This is a genomic window from Streptococcus mitis (assembly GCF_013305725.1).
GTDB classification, from domain to species: domain Bacteria; phylum Bacillota; class Bacilli; order Lactobacillales; family Streptococcaceae; genus Streptococcus; species Streptococcus mitis_BO.
In genome coordinates, this window is sequence record NZ_CP047883.1 from 127983 (window position 1) to 145335 (window position 17353).

Genomic DNA, 17353 nt, shown 5'->3' on the forward strand with positions numbered 1-17353 from the left:
GTGCTTATTATGAAAAAACGTCAAAGTGGTGTGTTGATGCACATTTCTTCTCTTCCAGGAGCATACGGAATCGGATCATTTGGTAAAAGTGCTTACGACTTCGTTGATTTCTTGGTTCGCACAAAACAACGTTACTGGCAAATCCTTCCACTAGGAACAACTAGTTACGGAGACTCTCCTTACCAATCTTTCTCAGCCTTCGCAGGGAACACTCATTTTATCGATTTAGATATCTTGGTGGAACAAGGCTTGTTGCAAGCAAGTGACCTTGAAGGGGTTGACTTTGGTAGTGATGCGTCTGAAGTTGATTATGCGAAAATCTACTATGCACGTCGTCCTCTTTTAGAAAAAGCGGTAAAACGTTTCTTGGAAGTAGGAGATGTTAAAGATTTTGAGAAATTTGCTCAAGACAACCAATCATGGCTTGAACTCTTTGCAGAATATATGGCTATCAAAGAGCATTTTGACAATCTTGCTTGGACTGAATGGCCAGATGCAGATGCTCGTGCTCGTAAAGCTTCAGCACTTGAAAGTTACCGTGAGGAATTGGCAGACAAGTTGGTTTACCACCGTGTGACTCAATACTTCTTCTTCCAACAATGGTTGAAATTGAAATCTTACGCTAACGACAACCACATCGAAATCGTTGGGGACATGCCAATCTACGTAGCGGAAGATTCAAGCGATATGTGGGCAAATCCACATCTCTTCAAGACAGATGTCAACGGTAAAGCAACTTGCATCGCAGGATGCCCACCAGATGAGTTTTCTGCAACTGGTCAGCTTTGGGGTAACCCAATCTATGACTGGGAAGCAATGGATAAAGATGGTTACAAATGGTGGATTGAACGCTTGCGTGAAAGCTTCAAAATCTACGATATCGTTCGTATCGACCACTTCCGTGGTTTTGAATCTTACTGGGAAATCCCTGCTGGTTCTGATACAGCAGCACCTGGTGAGTGGGTCAAAGGTCCTGGCTACAAGCTTTTTGCAGCCGTTAAGGAAGAACTTGGTGAGCTAAACATTATCGCTGAAGACCTTGGCTTTATGACAGATGAAGTTATCGAATTGCGTGAACGTACTGGCTTCCCAGGAATGAAAATCCTTCAATTTGCCTTCAACCCAGAAGACGAAAGCATCGATAGCCCACACTTGGCACCTGCTAACTCAGTTATGTACACAGGAACACACGATAACAATACGGTCCTTGGTTGGTACCGTAACGAGATCGATGATGCGACTCGTGAGTACATGGCTCGCTATACTAACCGTAAAGAATACGAAACAGTGCCACATGCTATGCTTCGTACAGTCTTTTCATCAGTTAGCTTCATGGCAATTGCAACTATGCAAGATTTGCTAGAATTGGATGAGGCAGCTCGTATGAACTTCCCATCTACCCTTGGTGGAAACTGGTCTTGGCGTATGACTGAAGATCAATTGACACCAGCTGTCGAGGAAGGCTTGCTTGACTTGACAACAATCTATCGCCGAATCAATGAAAATTTGGTAGAATTAAAGAAATAATACAATATCAGGAGACACCTTAAACATGTTATCACTACAAGAATTTGTACAAAATCGTTACAGTAAAACCATTGCAGAATGTAGCAATGAAGAGCTTTACCTGGCTCTTCTTAACTACAGCAAGCTTGCAAGTAGTCAAAAGCCAGTTAACACTGGTAAGAAAAAAGTTTACTACATCTCAGCTGAGTTCTTGATTGGTAAACTTTTGTCAAACAACTTGATCAACCTTGGTCTTTACGACGATGTTAAAAAAGAACTTGCAGCTGCAGGTAAAGACTTGATCGAAGTTGAAGAAGTTGAATTGGAACCATCTCTTGGTAATGGTGGTTTGGGACGTTTGGCTGCCTGCTTTATCGACTCAATTGCTACTCTTGGTTTGAACGGTGACGGTGTTGGTCTTAACTACCACTACGGTCTTTTCCAACAAGTTCTTAAAAATAACCAACAAGAAACAATTCCAAATGCATGGTTGACAGAGCAAAACTGGTTGGTTCGCTCAAGCCGTAGCTACCAAGTGCCATTTGCTCACTTCACATTGACATCAACTCTTTACGATATCGATGTACCTGGTTACAAGACAGAAACTAAGAACCGCTTGCGTTTGTTTGACTTGGATTCAGTTGATTCTTCAATTATTAAAGACGGTATCAACTTTGACAAGACAGACATCGCTCGCAACTTGACTCTTTTCCTTTACCCAGATGATAGTGACCGTCAAGGTGAATTGCTCCGTATCTTCCAACAATACTTCATGGTTTCAAACGGTGCGCAATTGATTATCGACGAAGCAATCGAAAAAGGAAGCAACTTGCATGACCTTGCTGACTATGCAGTTGTCCAAATCAACGATACTCACCCATCAATGGTTATCCCTGAGTTGATCCGTCTTTTGACTGCTCGTGGTATCGAGCTTGACGAAGCAATCTCAATCGTTCGTAGCATGACTGCCTACACTAACCACACAATCCTTGCTGAAGCCCTTGAAAAATGGCCTCTTGAATTCTTGCAAGAAGTGGTTCCTCACTTGGTACCAATCATCGAAGAATTGGACCGTCGTGTGAAAGCAGAATACAAAGATCCAGCTGTTCAAATCATCGATGAGAGCGGACGTGTTCACATGGCTCACATGGATATCCACTACGGATACAGTGTTAACGGGGTAGCAGCACTCCACACTGAAATCTTGAAGAACTCTGAATTGAAAGCCTTCTACGACCTTTACCCAGAAAAATTCAACAACAAAACAAACGGTATCACTTTCCGTCGTTGGCTCATGCATGCTAACCCAAGCTTGTCTCACTACTTGGATGAGATTCTTGGAGAAGGTTGGCACCATGAAGCAGATGAGCTTGAAAAACTCTTGTCTTATGAAGACAAAGCAGCTGTCAAAGAAAAATTGGAAAGCATCAAGGCTCACAACAAACGTAAATTGGCTCGTCACTTGAAAGAACATCAAGGTGTGGAAATCAATCCAAACTCTATCTTTGATATCCAAATCAAACGTCTTCACGAGTACAAACGCCAACAAATGAACGCTTTGTACGTGATTCACAAATACCTTGATATCAAAGCTGGTAATATCCCTGCTCGCCCAATCACAATCTTCTTTGGTGGTAAAGCAGCTCCAGCCTACACAATCGCTCAAGACATCATCCACTTGATCCTTTGCATGTCAGAAGTGATTGCTAACGATCCAGCAGTAGCTCCACACTTGCAAGTGGTTATGGTTGAAAACTACAACGTTACTGCAGCAAGCTTCCTTATCCCAGCATGTGATATCTCAGAACAAATCTCACTTGCTTCTAAAGAAGCTTCAGGTACTGGTAACATGAAATTCATGTTGAACGGAGCTTTGACTCTTGGTACTATGGACGGTGCTAACGTGGAAATCGCTGAGTTGGTTGGAGACGAAAATATCTACATCTTTGGTGAAGATTCAGAAACTGTTATCGACCTTTACGAAAAAGCAGCTTACAAATCAAGCGAATTCTACGCTCGTGAAGCTATCAAACCATTGGTTGACTTCATCGTTAGCGATGCAGTTCTTGCAGCTGGAAACAAAGAGCGCTTGGAACGCCTTTACAATGAATTGATCAACAAAGACTGGTTCATGACTCTTCTTGACTTGGAAGACTACATCAAGGTTAAAGAGCAAATGTTGGCTGACTACGAAGACCGTGACGCATGGTTGAATAAAGTTATCGTTAACATTTCTAAAGCAGGATTCTTCTCATCTGACCGTACAATCGCTCAGTATAACGAAGATATTTGGCACTTGAACTAATACTCTTCGAAAATCAAATTCAAACCACGTCAGCGTTGCCTTGCCGTACTCAAGTACAGCCTGCGGCTAGCTTCCTAGTTTGCTCTTTGATTTTCATTGAGTATAAGATACAAGATCTATACTAATACACTTTCCTATGAAGCGAATTTCGATTGAAATTCGCTTTTTTGAATACTTGAGTAGAAATAGACCTCAGATACTTTATTGAAATGGGGTACTTATATAAGATAGTTTCTTAAAACTATTCGTTATAATTATTTTTTCTGAAAATTGTAGGAAAGTGTGTTAAAATGGAAACGTATACAAGTAGTTATTTGAATGTCAAATTAGAATTTGAAGAGGCGCATTATGAGTAATTTAGAAATAGGGAAACGGATTCGTACTTTACGGACTGAAAAAGGACTGAGTAGAGAAGCCTTTTGTGGCGATGAAAAAGAACTTACTGTTCGTCAGTTGGGTCGAATTGAAACAGGAAATAACTTGCCCAGCTTAGCGAAACTAGATTATATAGCTGGAGTGCTAGGAATTCCGATGTCTCAGTTAATCGATGAAGGCATGATAATTGTTTCCAAAGAGTATTTAAAGCTAAAAACGAAGTTAATTCGTCAATCTATTCATGGAGATGAAGAAAAAGTCCGTCAGCGTGAGGCTATCTTTGAAGATATTCAGGAACATTTTTATGATCAACTCCCTGAGGATGAACAAGTAGCAGTTGAGATTTTACAAGCTATTGATGATGTGTATGTTTCTGAAAATGCCGAATTTGGAGAAGGTTTAATTGAGGAATATTTTGAACAAACAATGTTACGAACAGAATATTCGACAAATGATTTACTACTGTTGTACTTGTATTTTTTGTCTCTAGCTGTTAATTCAGAACGAGATGAAATAACTTTAAAAAAAGTTTGTCTAAATATTGTATCTCAAACAAATTACGAAGATGCCAGTTATACTCATCTATTGCAAAGGGTACTTATAGGATTAGTTCTTTATCAAATCGATATTGATTATCATGAATTTATTCCTGAAATATTGAGTATGTTAAGAGAAATTATGATTGAAATAGGAGACACTAGTTTAAAACCAACTGTAGACTTCATTGAAGCAAAATATTACTTATACGGAGAAAAAGATAAAGAAAAAGCCCTGCAATACTATGAAAAAGCTATCAATGGGGCAGAATTTTTGAATGACATGAATTTTAAAAATCGAGTAATAGAAGAAAAAAATAAGGATTTTCCATAATTTCAATTTAAAAACAGGACATAAATGTCAGTGGACATTTATGTCCTGTTTTTTTACTCTCGTAAGGTATATACTGTTATTGTAAATAAGTTAAGCAGAACGCAATGCTAGAAACATTTCTATTTAAACGGGATGTAGATTAGCAGGCGGGAGGAAAATATGGTAAAAACAATTGACTATTATATGGATGAAAAGTTTGTCAAGAAGGACTATCTGATTATCAAAAATAGTCTAGATAGCAGACGACTATGTAAAGTAACACTTGATGAGAAGTTGCTAAAATTAGTTCTCTTATTTCCAAATGAAATGAGAGAAATCAAAATGGACTCCAACTTAAAGCCTAGAATTAGAGTTGTTGACATAACTGATGGGAGTGAGTGAAGTTTCTAAAATACAATTTATCATTAGAAAGAGGTAATACAATGATTAAGGTAGAAAGAGTTATAAAGCGATTTGGAGATAATATTGCATTAAATCAAATTAGTTTTTCAATAAACGAAGGAGAAATTTTTGGATTCCTAGGTCCATCTGGTTCAGGGAAAACAACAATGATCAATATTCTGACAGGACAGCTACAGGCTAACAGCGGAAAGACAGAATTATTAGGGAAAGATTCTCAAAAATTACTTCCGTCAGATTTTGAAGAGTTAGGTTTAGTAGGTGACACAAGTGGTTATTACGAAAAATTAAGTTTGTACAATAACTTGTTGCTATTTGCAAGACTATACGGAGTTTCAAAATCTCGAATTGAAGAAATTCTAAAACAAGTTGGTCTGTATGATAGTAAAGACACTCCAGCTGAGAAACTTTCTACAGGAATGCGTCAACGAATGCTTTTAGCTCGTGCTTTAATCAATTACCCTAAAGTTCTATTTTTAGATGAACCTACAAGTGGGTTAGATCCCACCACCTCAAAGAAGATTCACAAATTACTACAGGAGTTAAAGGAAAGAGGAACAACTATTTTCTTAACTACTCATGATATGAATGAGGCGACTTTATTATGTGATAACCTAGCTCTTTTGAATAAAGGTGATCTTATTGAACAAGGAAGCCCAGGCGAAATTATCCAAAAATACAACACGGAAAAGAATGTTGCAGTAACCTATAGTGATTCTACTAAAAAGGTAGTGCGCTTTGAAGACTTGCAGCAAGAAGATTATAAAAAAATGATGACGATTCACTCATGTGAACCAACTTTAGAAGATATTTTTATTAAATTGACAGGAGAAAAATTAGATGTTTAAGAGAATTTTAGCCCTTATCTGGTTGAGGACACAAGTATTATTAACAAACAAAAATACTTTGGTACAGGTAGTATTCCCATTCTTTATGGTTCTACTCTTCCAAAATTTTATGAATACAGATGGCGCTCAAGGGAAAGCACTATTGTATAGTTCTTTAACAATGGCATTCTCATTTTCTTCTGGTTCAATGATTTCAAACTCTATTGCAGAGGAAAAAGAAAAAAGAATTTTTAAAACTCTCATTTTAAGTGGAGTTCGCCGTGGAGAATATCTTATTTCCGTTTTGTTTTATCCTATAATCTTTGCCTTGGCTGCAGTTATTTCTTTCCCTATTATGGTTGAAGTGGATTTCGCAAAAGATTATCCTGTATACCTTGTAGTAGCTTCTCTGGTAGCATTATGTACAATCCTCTTAAATCTAGTGATTGGAGCTATTTCAGAGACACAAACTCAGGCTCAGGTTTATGGTTTGATTCCAATGCTTGGTCTCTCATTCTTGCCGATGTTTTCTCAAGTTAGCTCAGAGATCAAGAAATTTATGGATACAACTTTCTTAGGAGTTTATGTAGATTTCTTTAATAAACCAGATTTCAAGTTGAATTTTGACAGTTTGGGAATCACTTTTGCTTGGGTTGTAGCATTACTTGCCCTTAGTTATTGGGGTTTGAAAAATAAAAAAAGAGTCCCGTTTGGGAAACTAACAATTAATCAGCTTCAAAAACTAACTTTTTTTAAAGCTTAGTGTTAGTAATCTTTGTAAGAAACCTCGTTTAAAACAATAAACCAGCGCTTAAAACGCTGGTTTTTACTGTCTTTCAACCTCATCTTTCTTTGTATATGATTACCTCATATTTCTTGTATTCGCTTACATAAAGTATTATAATATGATTGTAGGAAAGAAGGTGTTCTTATGATACATACACTTAAATTGGTGTTGTTTATTACCTTTCTTGTAGTAAGCTTGTTACCTGATAAGATTTTTGGAAAAAATAAAAAAATTTGGAAAATAGTTCTTGCAATATTGATGGCGGCGACAGCATTATCATTTATGTACTAAGTTATTTTAAGAATGTAGGGTTTACTTCCCTACATTCTTTTTAGTTTTTTCTGTTTTCTAGATTCTATTTATCCAAGCGCTTCAAAAACTAACTTTTTTTAAAGCTAAGTGTCAGTAAGCTTGTAAGAAATCTAGTTTAAAACAATAAACCAGCGCTTTAAATGCTGGTTTTTACTGTCTTCAGCCTTATATTTCTTCGTAGTTGATTACCTCATATCTCTTGTAGTCGCTTACATAAAGTATTATAATATGATTATAGGAAAGAAGGTGTTTTTATGTGGAAAAAATATTTTTCAAAATATAAATGGACTGATTTATTTTGGATACTATTTGTTATTTTGACCTGCCTCTATATAGGTAACAACGATTTGTTTCCTCTCAATCATCAAGAAATCTCTTTTCGTGGTAGCGTTTGGGGTCTGGTACTGGCCTTATTTCACTTGCTATTTATTGATAAGTTTGTTATCTCGAATCGAAAATAAATATTAGAACTATGCCTGACTGGCTACTTTTGTGATTGATTTTGGAGGAAGATTTTGTCTCTATTATTTATTATTTTAAATTTGTTTATCTTGTACAAGATTTATTCTTTGAGGCGGGAGAAATCGAAATACTTGATTTATACGGCCTATATCATATTTGGGGCAAATGTACTATATGGTGTTCAATGGTTATTAAAAGAACTGGTTTCAAAGATTTCCTCTTAATGTGTATAGAAACTCCAGCGATTTTTGCATAACAAAACGCATAAGATTAAGGTTTTGAGTACCTGTTCTTATGCGTTTTTGTAATATTGAAGATTTTCGGTAAGTTTTATACCTTTGGGAAGTCTAGTTTAGAATGCTTGCCCAACAAGTATCTCAGCTTCAATGGTAATCTCTGTCAGTTGGCTCCAGTCAATCTTGCTCTGGTCGATGTGAAAGAGTAGGGGTGTCATGCTGAGTAGGGCTTGGAGCTGATCTGCTGTGATAGTCTTGGTCAGAGAGGCAGTTTTACTGGATAAGATAGTGAAGTTGTTTTGGAAATGATTTTTGATATCTTGGTTGGAATACTCCTTGTTTGTCAGCTGGTCTTGTACCTTCTGACGGATTTCCTTGAGGTGATTTTCAGTTGGAATAACCTTTATCAAGATGCCGTCTTTGGATAAAACGCGACGAAATTCTCCATAGTTGGCAGGTGAGAAGATATCAAGCAGGATATCCATGCTGGCGTCTTTTATAGGAAGACGAGCCAAGTCACCAACGAACCAATTGACTGCCCAGTTTGGTTCACTCTTGGCAGCGATTTGGACGGAATCTTTGGAGATGTCAAAGGCATAGAAGGTTTTGTCAGGATGACTTTCTTGGAGTTTGCGAGAATAGAATCCTTCGCCACAACCGATATCTAAGACTGTGGTGCTAGTTTCTGAACTGGCTAGCAAGTCAGATACAGCCTCTAAAATAGCCTGATAAAAGCCGGCTTCTAGGATTTGTTGACGATTTTGAAAATTTTCCTTGTCGTAGTTAGCAGATTGCTTGATTTGAGGGGCTAGATTGACATAGCCGAATTTCGCCAAGTCAAAAGAATGGCGATTGCTACATTTGAGACTGTTCTCTACCAGAGTCAGATTGTCTTGACAGATAGGACAGGCAAAGGCAGTAGCAGAAGCAAAACGTTGAAGTTTGGGTTTGAGATTTGTATTCATAGTTTAAGTGTATCAAAAGAGGCAAATGAAAGCAACTTTAGGAATAAGTAGATGGGAGATTCAGTAGAAATAAAACTAATACTCTTCGAAAATCAAATTCAAACCACGTCAACGTCGCCTTGCCGTACTCAAGTACAGCCTGCGGCTAGTTTCCTAGTTTGCTCTTTGATTTTCATTGAGTATAATTCTCCAATTTATAAAATGAAATTGCTTTTATATCTAAATTGCTATATAATAATGATAAGGAGGAAATAAGTATGTTAAAAGAAGTATTAACCGTCGCAAAAGTTGCGAAAAAATCATCACTCTTTTTGGGTGGTGTCGCATTTGGTACCCTTGGTTTGAAAATCTTGGCAAGTAAGGAAGCTAAAAAAGGTTATTCTAAAGCTTTGGCTAAGGCTTACAAGTTGAAAGACGGGCTAGATGCATCTGTTTCTGTTGTGAAACAACATGGAGACGATGTCTTGCAAGATGCCAAATATTTGTACGAGCAAGAGAAAAAAGAAGAGCAATTAGATAGCCTTATAGGGGAATAATATGTCTTTTAAAGTGCTACATAGAGGATACCAACATATCCGACTATCATCTTCTTTTTCACTCACCTTGGATATTCAAGACTATCTTCGTTCCTTGGCGAGAGATGAAAAGGGGATTGAGTCTATCCAGTTTTACATGGATCAACAGCACTTTACTCTACGCATAAAAGAAGGCTTTTCTGTATTAGATAATGCAGAAGCCTTTTTAAAAAGAATTGATAAAGGGAAAGTTTCTGAGTTGATGACTCTTCCCATTCGTAGAGAAGAGAGTGCTTATTCTATTGTTTCAGGTGCAGCGATTAAGCGTATACTTTTTCGTAGTTTTGTACCGTCTCCTATTCGCTATATATGGACTTGTTATCAGGCTTTTGGCTATATTAGAGAAGCCTATCAAACACTAGCGCGTAAGGAACTAACGATGGAGGTCTTGGACTGTTCGGCGATTTTATTGTCCTTGTTTATGAACCAATCCAAGACAGCTAGCAATATCATGTTTATGCTTGATTTGGGGAATCATTTAGATCAGTGGTCCTTGAAAAAAACTGCAACAGATTTAGAACAAAGCCTTCTTGCAAAAGAGAGCGATGTATTTCTAGTACAGGGGGATACGGTTGTTAGTATCAAGAGTTCCGATGTTCAAATAGGAGATGTCTTGGTCCTATCTCAAGGAAATGAAATTCTGTTTGATGGACAAGTAGTTTCAGGTTTAGGTATGGTCAACGAAAGTTCCTTGACGGGAGAGAGTTTTCCAGTTGAAAAAAGAGAGTCTGATTTGGTTTGTGCAAATACAGTATTAGAAACTGGAGAGTTGCGCATTCGTGTAACCGATAATCAGATGAACAGCCGTATTTTACAGCTGATTGAGTTGATGAAGAAATCTGAAGAAAACAAGAAAACGAAACAACGCTATTTCATCAAGATGGCGGATAAGGTCGTCAAATATAATTTCTTGGGGGCTGGTCTGACTTACCTATTAACAGGTTCTTTTTCTAAGGCTATTTCTTTCCTATTGGTCGATTTCTCCTGCGCTTTGAAAATCTCTACTCCTGTAGCTTATTTAACAGCTATCAAGGAGGGGTTGAATCGTGAAATGGTGATTAAGGATGGAGATATTCTGGAGAAATATCTGGAAGTTGATACTTTCTTGTTTGATAAGACGGGAACAATCACAACTAGTTATCCTATAGTTGAAAAGGTGTTACCTTTTGGGGACTATAGTGAGGAAGATATTCTCAGAATCAGTGCCTGTCTTGAGGAACACATTTATCATCCTATTGCTAATGCCATCGTCAAGCAAGCTGAGATAGAGGGAATTGAACATGAGGAAATGCATGGGAAACTCCAATATATCGCAAGCAAGGGGATTAAATCTCATATAGATGGGCAACCAGTTCTTATTGGAAATTATGTCTTGATGCAGGATGAGCAAATTCATATCAATTCAGAACAAAATGCTTTAATTGAAGAGTACAAGAGTCACTATAATCTCTTATTCTTGGCTTATCAGAATGAATTGATTGGAATGTTCTGTATTCATACTCCGTTGAGAAAAGAAGCAAAAGCAGCCTTGGAGAAACTTAAGGCACAAGGGAAAAAATTGATTCTGGCAACAGGGGACACCTTGGTTAGAACAGAGGAATTAGTCAAAGATTTGCCCTTTGATCAGGTCTATACAGACTTGAAACCTGATGGGAAATTTGAGCTAGTAGAGGAACTGCAGAAAGCAGGTCACACTATTTTGATGGTTGGAGATGGCTTGAATGACTCAGCTGCTCTAACCCTATCAGATATCGGTGTGGTGATGAATGAGAGTGCAGATATTTCTAAGCAGATGAGCGATATCTTATTGTTAGATAATCGTTTGGATTTCTTCCAAGAGTTGGATTGGCTATCATCATCTTTGCAAACACTCATCAAGAAGAATATTCAAGATACCGTTGTAGTAAATAGTAGTTTGATTGGCTTTGGCTTATTTAATTGGCTCAGTCCTTCAAATCTCTCTATCTTACATAATCTAACAACCTTGCGCATAGTCCTGCGTAGCCTGTCTATTAAGGCTAGATAGATGTGGTTATCAACAACAAAAAGGAGTTACCTTTCTCGAGGTTAACTCCTTTTTTATAGGTAAATGTTGAACAGTTTAGTAAGTCAATACAAAATATTTCTTCTTGCCGCGACGGATAACAGTCAGTTCGTTCTCTAACTTATCAGCGTCACTCAAGACATAGTCAAGGTCTTGGATGCGGTCACCGTTGACGTAGATAGCTCCGTTTTGGACGTCTTCACGGGCTTGGCGTTTTGAGTTGACCACACCAGATGCCACGAGGAGTTCCACGATATTGTGGTTTTCGTCTGCTTGTACTTGGTAGTTTGGCACGCCACGAAGTCCTTGTTTGAGTTCTTTAACAGAAAGGTTTTTGATGTTTCCTGCAAAGAGTTGTTCAGTGATGTTGAGGGCTTCTTTGTAAGCTTCTTCTCCGTGAACAAGTGTAACGACTTCACGAGCCAAAACTTTTTGTGCCAATCGTTCGTGTGGAGCCGCTTCAAACTGTTTACGGATGTCTTCAATCTCATCAAGTGACAAGAAAGTAAAAATCTTCAAGAAGCGAACAGCGTCTGCGTCCATAACGTTCATCCAAAATTGGTACATTTCGTATGGAGAAGTCTTTTCAGGATTGAGCCAGACTGCGTTTCCTTCTGATTTACCAAATTTCTTACCAGTTGCATCTGTGATAAGCGGAACTGTGATAACGTGTCCAGTCTTGTCAGCCTTACGACGAAGTAATTCGGTACCAGCTGTCATATTTCCCCACTGGTCAGAACCACCGATTTGAAGCGTTACGTTGTGGTCTTGGTTAAGAACGAAGAAGTCGTAACCTTGCATGATTTGGTAGGCAAACTCAGTGTATGAAATTCCTGTTTCAATCCGTTTTTTCACAGACTCCTTGCTCATCATGTAGTTGACAGTAAAGTATTTTCCGATATCACGGAGGAAATCAATGAAGCTGATGCTGCCAAACCAGTCGTAGTTGTTGACCATGACAGCCTTGTTTTCACCATTTTCAAAGTCAAGAAAACGAGAAAGTTGTCCTTGGATAGACTTGACCCAGCCATCTACTGTGTCTTTTGTTTGGAGACTACGTTCAGCATCTTTGAAGGACGGATCTCCGATGAGACCTGTAGCACCGCCAACGAGCGCATAAGGTTTGTGACCTGCTAGTTGCAAGCGACGACTTGTCAAGATTGCGACAAGGTGGCCTAGGTGAAGGCTGTCAGCAGTTGGATCGTAGCCAGTATAATAAGAAACTTGACCTTCTTCTAGGGCTTTACGCAAAGCTTCTTCATCAGTCGTTTGAAAAATCAAACCACGCTCTTTTAGCTCATCAAAAATGTGCATGTGTCTTTTCTCCTTTATAAAATATTGTTTCTACCTATTGTATCACAAACTTGGGCAATAGCCTAGTAGAATAGGGAAGAAAGTGGCTATTTTATTGAAAGTTTACCTTTTATGGTATAATAGAAAGAGCGAGGATATTCATGAAAGAAAGAATCAGTGAATTAAAAACAAAAATGTTGAACATTTTTCAACAAGGTACCCTGAGAAAAAAACAAGAGGGTAAGAGACATAAAAAGTCTAGTTCAGTAAATCAGCCGATTGGAGTCGGATCTATTTTTGCGAAAATTTTGAGAGGTATTAAAGTGACCTTTAATACTCTTTTTATCCTAGGTTTTATCGGTGGGCTTTTTGGAGCTGGTGTAGCTATTGGTTATGGAGTTGCTTTGTTTGACAAGGCTAAGGTCCCTCAAGCAGAGGAGTTGTTGAAGCAAGTTAAGAATATTGCTTCCATATCAGAAATCACTTATTCTGACGGTAGTACAATCGCCTCGATTGAGGGGGATTTGCTACGTACTTCTGTCGGCTCAGATGCTATCTCTGATAACTTGAAGAGGGCTATCATTGCGACAGAGGATGAACATTTTAACGAACACCATGGAGTTGTACCTAAGGCTGTTATTCGTGCGACTCTGGGAACATTTGTTGGTCTGGGGTCGTCCAGTGGAGGTTCGACCTTAACGCAGCAGGTCATCAAACAGCAGGTTGTTGGAGACGCTCCGACATTGGCTCGTAAGGCAACAGAGATTGTCGATGCACTTGCTTTAGAAAGAGTGATGGGGAAAGATGAGATTCTAACAGCCTATCTCAATATCGCTCCTTTTGGTAGAAATAATAAAGGGCAAAACATTGCAGGTGCCCAGCAAGCAGCAGAAGGAATTTTCGGTGTAGAAGCAAGTAAATTGAGCGTACCACAAGCTGCGTTTATCGCAGGTTTGCCCCAGAGTCCTATTAGTTATTCTCCTTATGAATCTGACGGCAGTATGAAGAGTGATGAGGATATGGCTTTGGGAATCAAGCGTGCCAAGGACGTGCTGTACAATATGTATCGCACAGGTGCATTAAGCCAGGAAGATTATCAACAATATAAGGATTATGATTTTAAAAAAGATTTCCTACCATCTGGTAGTGTGAGTACTGCTTCTCGCGGTTATCTTTACTTTGCGACTCTAGCTGAAGCTGTAGATAGGATGTATGACTATTTGATTCAGCAAGATAATGTTTCTAGTCAAGAATTGAAAAATGAATCTATTCAGAAAGCTTATCGCGATTTAGCAACTAAAGAAATTGAAAATGGTGGGTATAAAGTTACTACAACTATCAATAAAAATATCCACACAGCTATGCAGAATGCTGTTGCTAGTTATGGCCGAATAGTGGATGACTCGACAGGGCAGCCTGAAGTGGGGAATGTTTTGATGGATAACAAAACTGGAGCTATCCTTGGGTTTGTTGGTGGTCGAAATTATCAAGAAAATCAGAATAATCACGCTATCGATACCAAACGATCTCCTGCTTCCACGACCAAACCTCTCTTGGCTTATGGTATCGCTATTGATCAGGGACTGATGGGGAGTGCAAGCATCTTGTCGAACTATCCGACAAATTTCTCTAACGGGAATCCGATTATGTATGTCAATAGCCCTGGTACGGCTATGATGACTCTTGGAGAAGCTCTTAATTATTCATGGAATATACCGGCTTATTGGACCTACCGCACGCTTCGAGAGAAGGGTGTTGATGTGAAAGGCTACATGGAAAAAATGGGTTATGAAATTCCAGAATATGGTATTGAAAGTTTACCTATGGGTGGAGGAATTGAGGTCACAGTTGCCCAGCATACCAACGGTTATCAGACCATAGCTAACAATGGTGTTTATCAACAGAAACACATGATTGCTAAGATAGAGTCTCCTGATGGCCGAGTGATTTATGAATATAAATCTCAACCTGTTCAGGTTTATTCTAAGGCAACAGCGACTATTATGCAGAGTTTACTCCGTGATGTCATTTCATCTCGTATTACTTCTAGTTTCCAGTCAGACTTATCGTCTATTAATCCTAGTCTAGCAAGTGCAGATTGGATTGGAAAAACGGGTACAACGAATGAAGACGAGAACATGTGGCTCATGCTTTCGACACCTAGATTGACTCTAGGAGGTTGGTTAGGTCATGATGATAATCGACCACTTGCTAAAGGTGCAGGTCACTACCGAAATGCGAATTATATGGCTCATTTGGTCAATGCTATTCAACAAGCTGAACCAGGTATTTGGGGAAATGAACGCTTTAATCTTGATTCTAGTGTAACAAAATCACAGGTGCTAAAATCAACAGGGCAAAAGCCGGGCAAGGTCTCAATCAATGGAAAGGAAGTTGATATTTCAGGGTCTACAGTAACAAGTTACTGGGCTACAAAAGAAGGAGCACCGGTCACTACTTACAGATTTGCGATTGGGGGTAGCGATGCAGACTATCAGAATGCTTGGAAGAGTATTCTAGGAAATCTCCCTAGTTTGACATTACCAAATGTAAATAATAACTCTGGAACAAGATCATCAACAGGAACTTCTAGGTCTAATAGATAATATAGAGTAGTAGCAAGGATAAAAATGTTCTATCCTTGCTACTTTTTTCTTTTTCATTTTCATGTTAAAATAAATATATGAATCAATATCAGAAAAAGATTGTTAAGGGGACAATCTATTCACTATTATCAGGTTTAATCTGGGGGATTTGCGGGATTTTAGGAGAGTATTTCTTTACTCATTATAAAGTATCTTCGGGCTGGATTACTTCTATGCGTTTACTGGTAGCCGGAAGTCTTGTTTTGATCCTATCAGCCTTTCAGTTACGTAGGAAGTTAGTCGATATTTGGCGAGATAAGAAAAATTACCTGCCCTTTTTAGCCTATGCTATTTTGGGGATTTTTTCTGTGCAGTTTTTCTTTTATCTATGCGTTGAGTACTCAAATGCGACAACTGCGACTATTTTACAATTTATCAGTCCAGTTTTTATTCTATTTTACAATCGAATGGTTTACAAAAAGAAGGCGTCTCTTAGTGCTATCCTATATGTTTTGATTGCCATGCTGGGTGTGTTTTTAATGGCTACTAGAGGAGATTTATCGCAGCTGTCTATGACTCCCTTGGCTTTGATAACGGGCTTGCTCAGTGCAGTTGGAGTCATGTTTAATGTTATCTTGCCACAATCTTTTGCCAAGCGATATGGCTTTATACCGACAGTTGGTTGGGGGATGATTATAGCGGGACTATTTAGTAACCTACTCCATCCAGTCTATCGTATTACTTTTCAGTTAGATATTGTGAGTGTGTTGATTTGTTTAACGATAGCTGTATTCGGGACTGCATTTGCTTTCTTTATTTCGATGAAGGCGGTATCTCTTGTATCTCCTTTGGTTGTATCAGTGGTGAGTGCTAGTGAGCCCCTTTCTTCAGCTTTACTGAGCGTTCTCTTTCTTGGTCTAGTTATGGATGGATTTCTAGCTTTGTCTATGGTGTTGATTATTGTTCCTATGATTTTCTTATCTGTAGAAGAAGCTAAGGAAAGACATTAAAGAGGGTTATTTTAATAGTTGAGGCTTCAAATTTGAGGCCTTTTTTGGTAGAATAGGTATCATTAAAATGAACTAGGAGGCGCCTATGACTGCTACAAAAATGAACGCTCAAGAAATTATCCAATTTATCGCCAATGCCGAAAAGAAAACCAGTGTTAAAGTAACCTTTGAGGGACAACTCGCAACTGCTGTACCAAGCTCTGTTGTTAAATTAGGGAATGTCCTATTTGGAGACTGGAAAGATGTGGCTCCGCTTCTTGATGACTTGGTAGAAAATCAAGACTATGTTGTTGAGCAAGACGCTCGTAATTCTGCAGTTCCCTTACTAGACAAACGTGATATTAACGCTCGTATCGAGCCAGGTGCTATTATTCGTGACCAGGTTGAAATTGGTGACAATGCTGTTATCATGATGGGGGCTGTTATCAATATCGGTGCTGAAATTGGTGCAGGAACTATGATTGACATGGGTGCTATCCTTGGTGGCCGTGCTATCGTTGGGAAAAACAGCCACGTTGGTGCAGGTGCAGTTTTGGCAGGTGTGATTGAGCCAGCTAGCGCAGAACCAGTCCGTGTTGGAGACAATGTTCTCATCGGTGCCAATGCAGTAGTTATCGAAGGAGTCCAAATCGGTAGTGGTTCAGTTGTCGCTGCAGGAGCTATTGTTACCCAAGATGTCCCAGAAAACGTGGTGGTAGCAGGTGTTCCAGCTCGTATTATCAAAGAGATTGATGCCCAAACCCAACAAAAAACAGCGCTAGAGGATGCGCTTCGTACCTTGTAATTGTAAAAGAAAAATAGA

Annotated in this window: 14 protein-coding genes; 12 read left to right on the top strand and 2 right to left on the bottom strand. The window is 38.7% G+C overall.

The window, feature by feature from the left end:
* Positions 1 to 9 precede the first annotated feature (9 nt).
* The 7 genes from malQ to M594_RS10080 all read left to right on the top strand — a co-directional run bounded on the left by malQ (position 10) and on the right by M594_RS10080 (position 7842).
* Positions 10 to 1527 carry a 4-alpha-glucanotransferase gene (gene malQ / locus M594_RS00615; RefSeq protein WP_173875699.1) on the top strand — a complete coding sequence of 506 codons (1518 nt, stop codon included), beginning with the start codon at positions 10 to 12 and terminating at the stop codon, positions 1525 to 1527.
* A 25-nt stretch (positions 1528 to 1552) separates the two neighbouring features.
* Positions 1553 to 3811 carry a glycogen/starch/alpha-glucan family phosphorylase gene (glgP, locus tag M594_RS00620; protein WP_173875700.1) on the top strand — a complete coding sequence of 753 codons (2259 nt, stop codon included), beginning with the start codon at positions 1553 to 1555 and terminating at the stop codon, positions 3809 to 3811.
* A gap of 348 nt (positions 3812 to 4159) precedes the next feature.
* Entirely contained in the window at positions 4160 to 5056 is an 897-nt protein-coding gene (locus tag M594_RS00625; protein ID WP_173875701.1) for a helix-turn-helix domain-containing protein, read from the top strand.
* Positions 5057 to 5215: 159 nt separating this feature from the next.
* Entirely contained in the window at positions 5216 to 5437 is a 222-nt protein-coding gene (locus tag M594_RS00630) for a hypothetical protein (protein ID WP_173875702.1), read from the top strand.
* A 41-nt stretch (positions 5438 to 5478) separates the two neighbouring features.
* Positions 5479 to 6303, top strand: a complete 825-nt coding sequence (locus M594_RS00635; protein ID WP_173875703.1) for an ABC transporter ATP-binding protein — start codon at positions 5479 to 5481, stop codon at positions 6301 to 6303.
* A complete protein-coding gene (locus tag M594_RS00640; protein WP_173875704.1) occupies positions 6296 to 7045 on the top strand; it encodes an ABC transporter permease in 750 nt (249 codons plus the stop codon). Before M594_RS00635 ends, M594_RS00640 begins: the two co-directional genes overlap by 8 nt.
* A 590-nt stretch (positions 7046 to 7635) precedes the next feature.
* On the top strand, positions 7636 to 7842 hold the full coding sequence (locus M594_RS10080) for a hypothetical protein (protein ID WP_254597165.1): 207 nt from the start codon (positions 7636 to 7638) through the stop codon (positions 7840 to 7842).
* 353 nt (positions 7843 to 8195) lie between these two features.
* Here M594_RS10080 and M594_RS00645 read toward each other — a convergent pair whose 3' ends face one another.
* Entirely contained in the window at positions 8196 to 9044 is an 849-nt protein-coding gene (locus M594_RS00645) for a putative RNA methyltransferase (RefSeq protein WP_173875705.1), read from the bottom strand.
* A 257-nt stretch (positions 9045 to 9301) separates the two neighbouring features.
* Between M594_RS00645 and M594_RS00650 the strand changes: the two genes are divergently transcribed.
* Positions 9302 to 9580 carry a DUF6110 family protein gene (locus M594_RS00650; protein WP_000910910.1) on the top strand — a complete coding sequence of 93 codons (279 nt, stop codon included), beginning with the start codon at positions 9302 to 9304 and terminating at the stop codon, positions 9578 to 9580.
* 1 nt (position 9581) lies between these two features.
* Positions 9582 to 11645 (top strand): heavy metal translocating P-type ATPase, encoded by a 2064-nt coding sequence (locus tag M594_RS00655; RefSeq protein WP_173875706.1) that lies wholly within the window; start codon positions 9582 to 9584, stop codon positions 11643 to 11645.
* Positions 11646 to 11720: 75 nt separating this feature from the next.
* Here the strand turns inward: M594_RS00655 and tyrS are convergent, their stop codons facing one another.
* Positions 11721 to 12977, bottom strand: coding sequence for a tyrosine--tRNA ligase (gene tyrS / locus M594_RS00660; protein ID WP_061590130.1), 1257 nt, complete (start codon positions 12975 to 12977; stop codon positions 11721 to 11723).
* Positions 12978 to 13117: 140 nt separating this feature from the next.
* On the opposite strand from tyrS, the gene pbp1b reads away from it, so the two are divergent.
* The 3 genes from pbp1b (at position 13118) to dapD (ending at position 17335) form a co-directional block, all read left to right on the top strand.
* The gene (gene pbp1b / locus M594_RS00665) at positions 13118 to 15562 is read left to right on the top strand and encodes a penicillin-binding protein PBP1B (RefSeq protein ID WP_173875707.1); all 2445 of its coding nucleotides are present in this window, start codon (positions 13118 to 13120) and stop codon (positions 15560 to 15562) included.
* A 77-nt stretch (positions 15563 to 15639) separates the two neighbouring features.
* Positions 15640 to 16551: a DMT family transporter gene (locus tag M594_RS00670; protein WP_173875708.1), complete on the top strand. Its 912-nt coding sequence runs from the start codon at positions 15640 to 15642 to the stop codon at positions 16549 to 16551.
* 85 nt (positions 16552 to 16636) lie between these two features.
* Positions 16637 to 17335: a 2,3,4,5-tetrahydropyridine-2,6-dicarboxylate N-acetyltransferase gene (gene dapD, locus M594_RS00675; RefSeq protein WP_173875709.1), complete on the top strand. Its 699-nt coding sequence runs from the start codon at positions 16637 to 16639 to the stop codon at positions 17333 to 17335.
* The last annotated feature ends 18 nt before the right edge of the window (positions 17336 to 17353 follow it).

Coding starts and splice junctions, on each gene's coding strand:
- malQ (WP_173875699.1), top strand. CDS start 10: ATGAAAAAACGTCAAAGTGGTGTGTTGATGCACATTTCTTCTCTTCCA.
- glgP (WP_173875700.1), top strand. CDS start 1,553: ATGTTATCACTACAAGAATTTGTACAAAATCGTTACAGTAAAACCATT.
- M594_RS00625 (WP_173875701.1), top strand. CDS start 4,160: ATGAGTAATTTAGAAATAGGGAAACGGATTCGTACTTTACGGACTGAA.
- M594_RS00630 (WP_173875702.1), top strand. CDS start 5,216: ATGGTAAAAACAATTGACTATTATATGGATGAAAAGTTTGTCAAGAAG.
- M594_RS00635 (WP_173875703.1), top strand. CDS start 5,479: ATGATTAAGGTAGAAAGAGTTATAAAGCGATTTGGAGATAATATTGCA.
- M594_RS00640 (WP_173875704.1), top strand. CDS start 6,296: ATGTTTAAGAGAATTTTAGCCCTTATCTGGTTGAGGACACAAGTATTA.
- M594_RS10080 (WP_254597165.1), top strand. CDS start 7,636: ATGTGGAAAAAATATTTTTCAAAATATAAATGGACTGATTTATTTTGG.
- M594_RS00645 (WP_173875705.1), bottom strand. CDS start 9,044: ATGAATACAAATCTCAAACCCAAACTTCAACGTTTTGCTTCTGCTACT.
- M594_RS00650 (WP_000910910.1), top strand. CDS start 9,302: ATGTTAAAAGAAGTATTAACCGTCGCAAAAGTTGCGAAAAAATCATCA.
- M594_RS00655 (WP_173875706.1), top strand. CDS start 9,582: ATGTCTTTTAAAGTGCTACATAGAGGATACCAACATATCCGACTATCA.
- tyrS (WP_061590130.1), bottom strand. CDS start 12,977: ATGCACATTTTTGATGAGCTAAAAGAGCGTGGTTTGATTTTTCAAACG.
- pbp1b (WP_173875707.1), top strand. CDS start 13,118: ATGAAAGAAAGAATCAGTGAATTAAAAACAAAAATGTTGAACATTTTT.
- M594_RS00670 (WP_173875708.1), top strand. CDS start 15,640: ATGAATCAATATCAGAAAAAGATTGTTAAGGGGACAATCTATTCACTA.
- dapD (WP_173875709.1), top strand. CDS start 16,637: ATGACTGCTACAAAAATGAACGCTCAAGAAATTATCCAATTTATCGCC.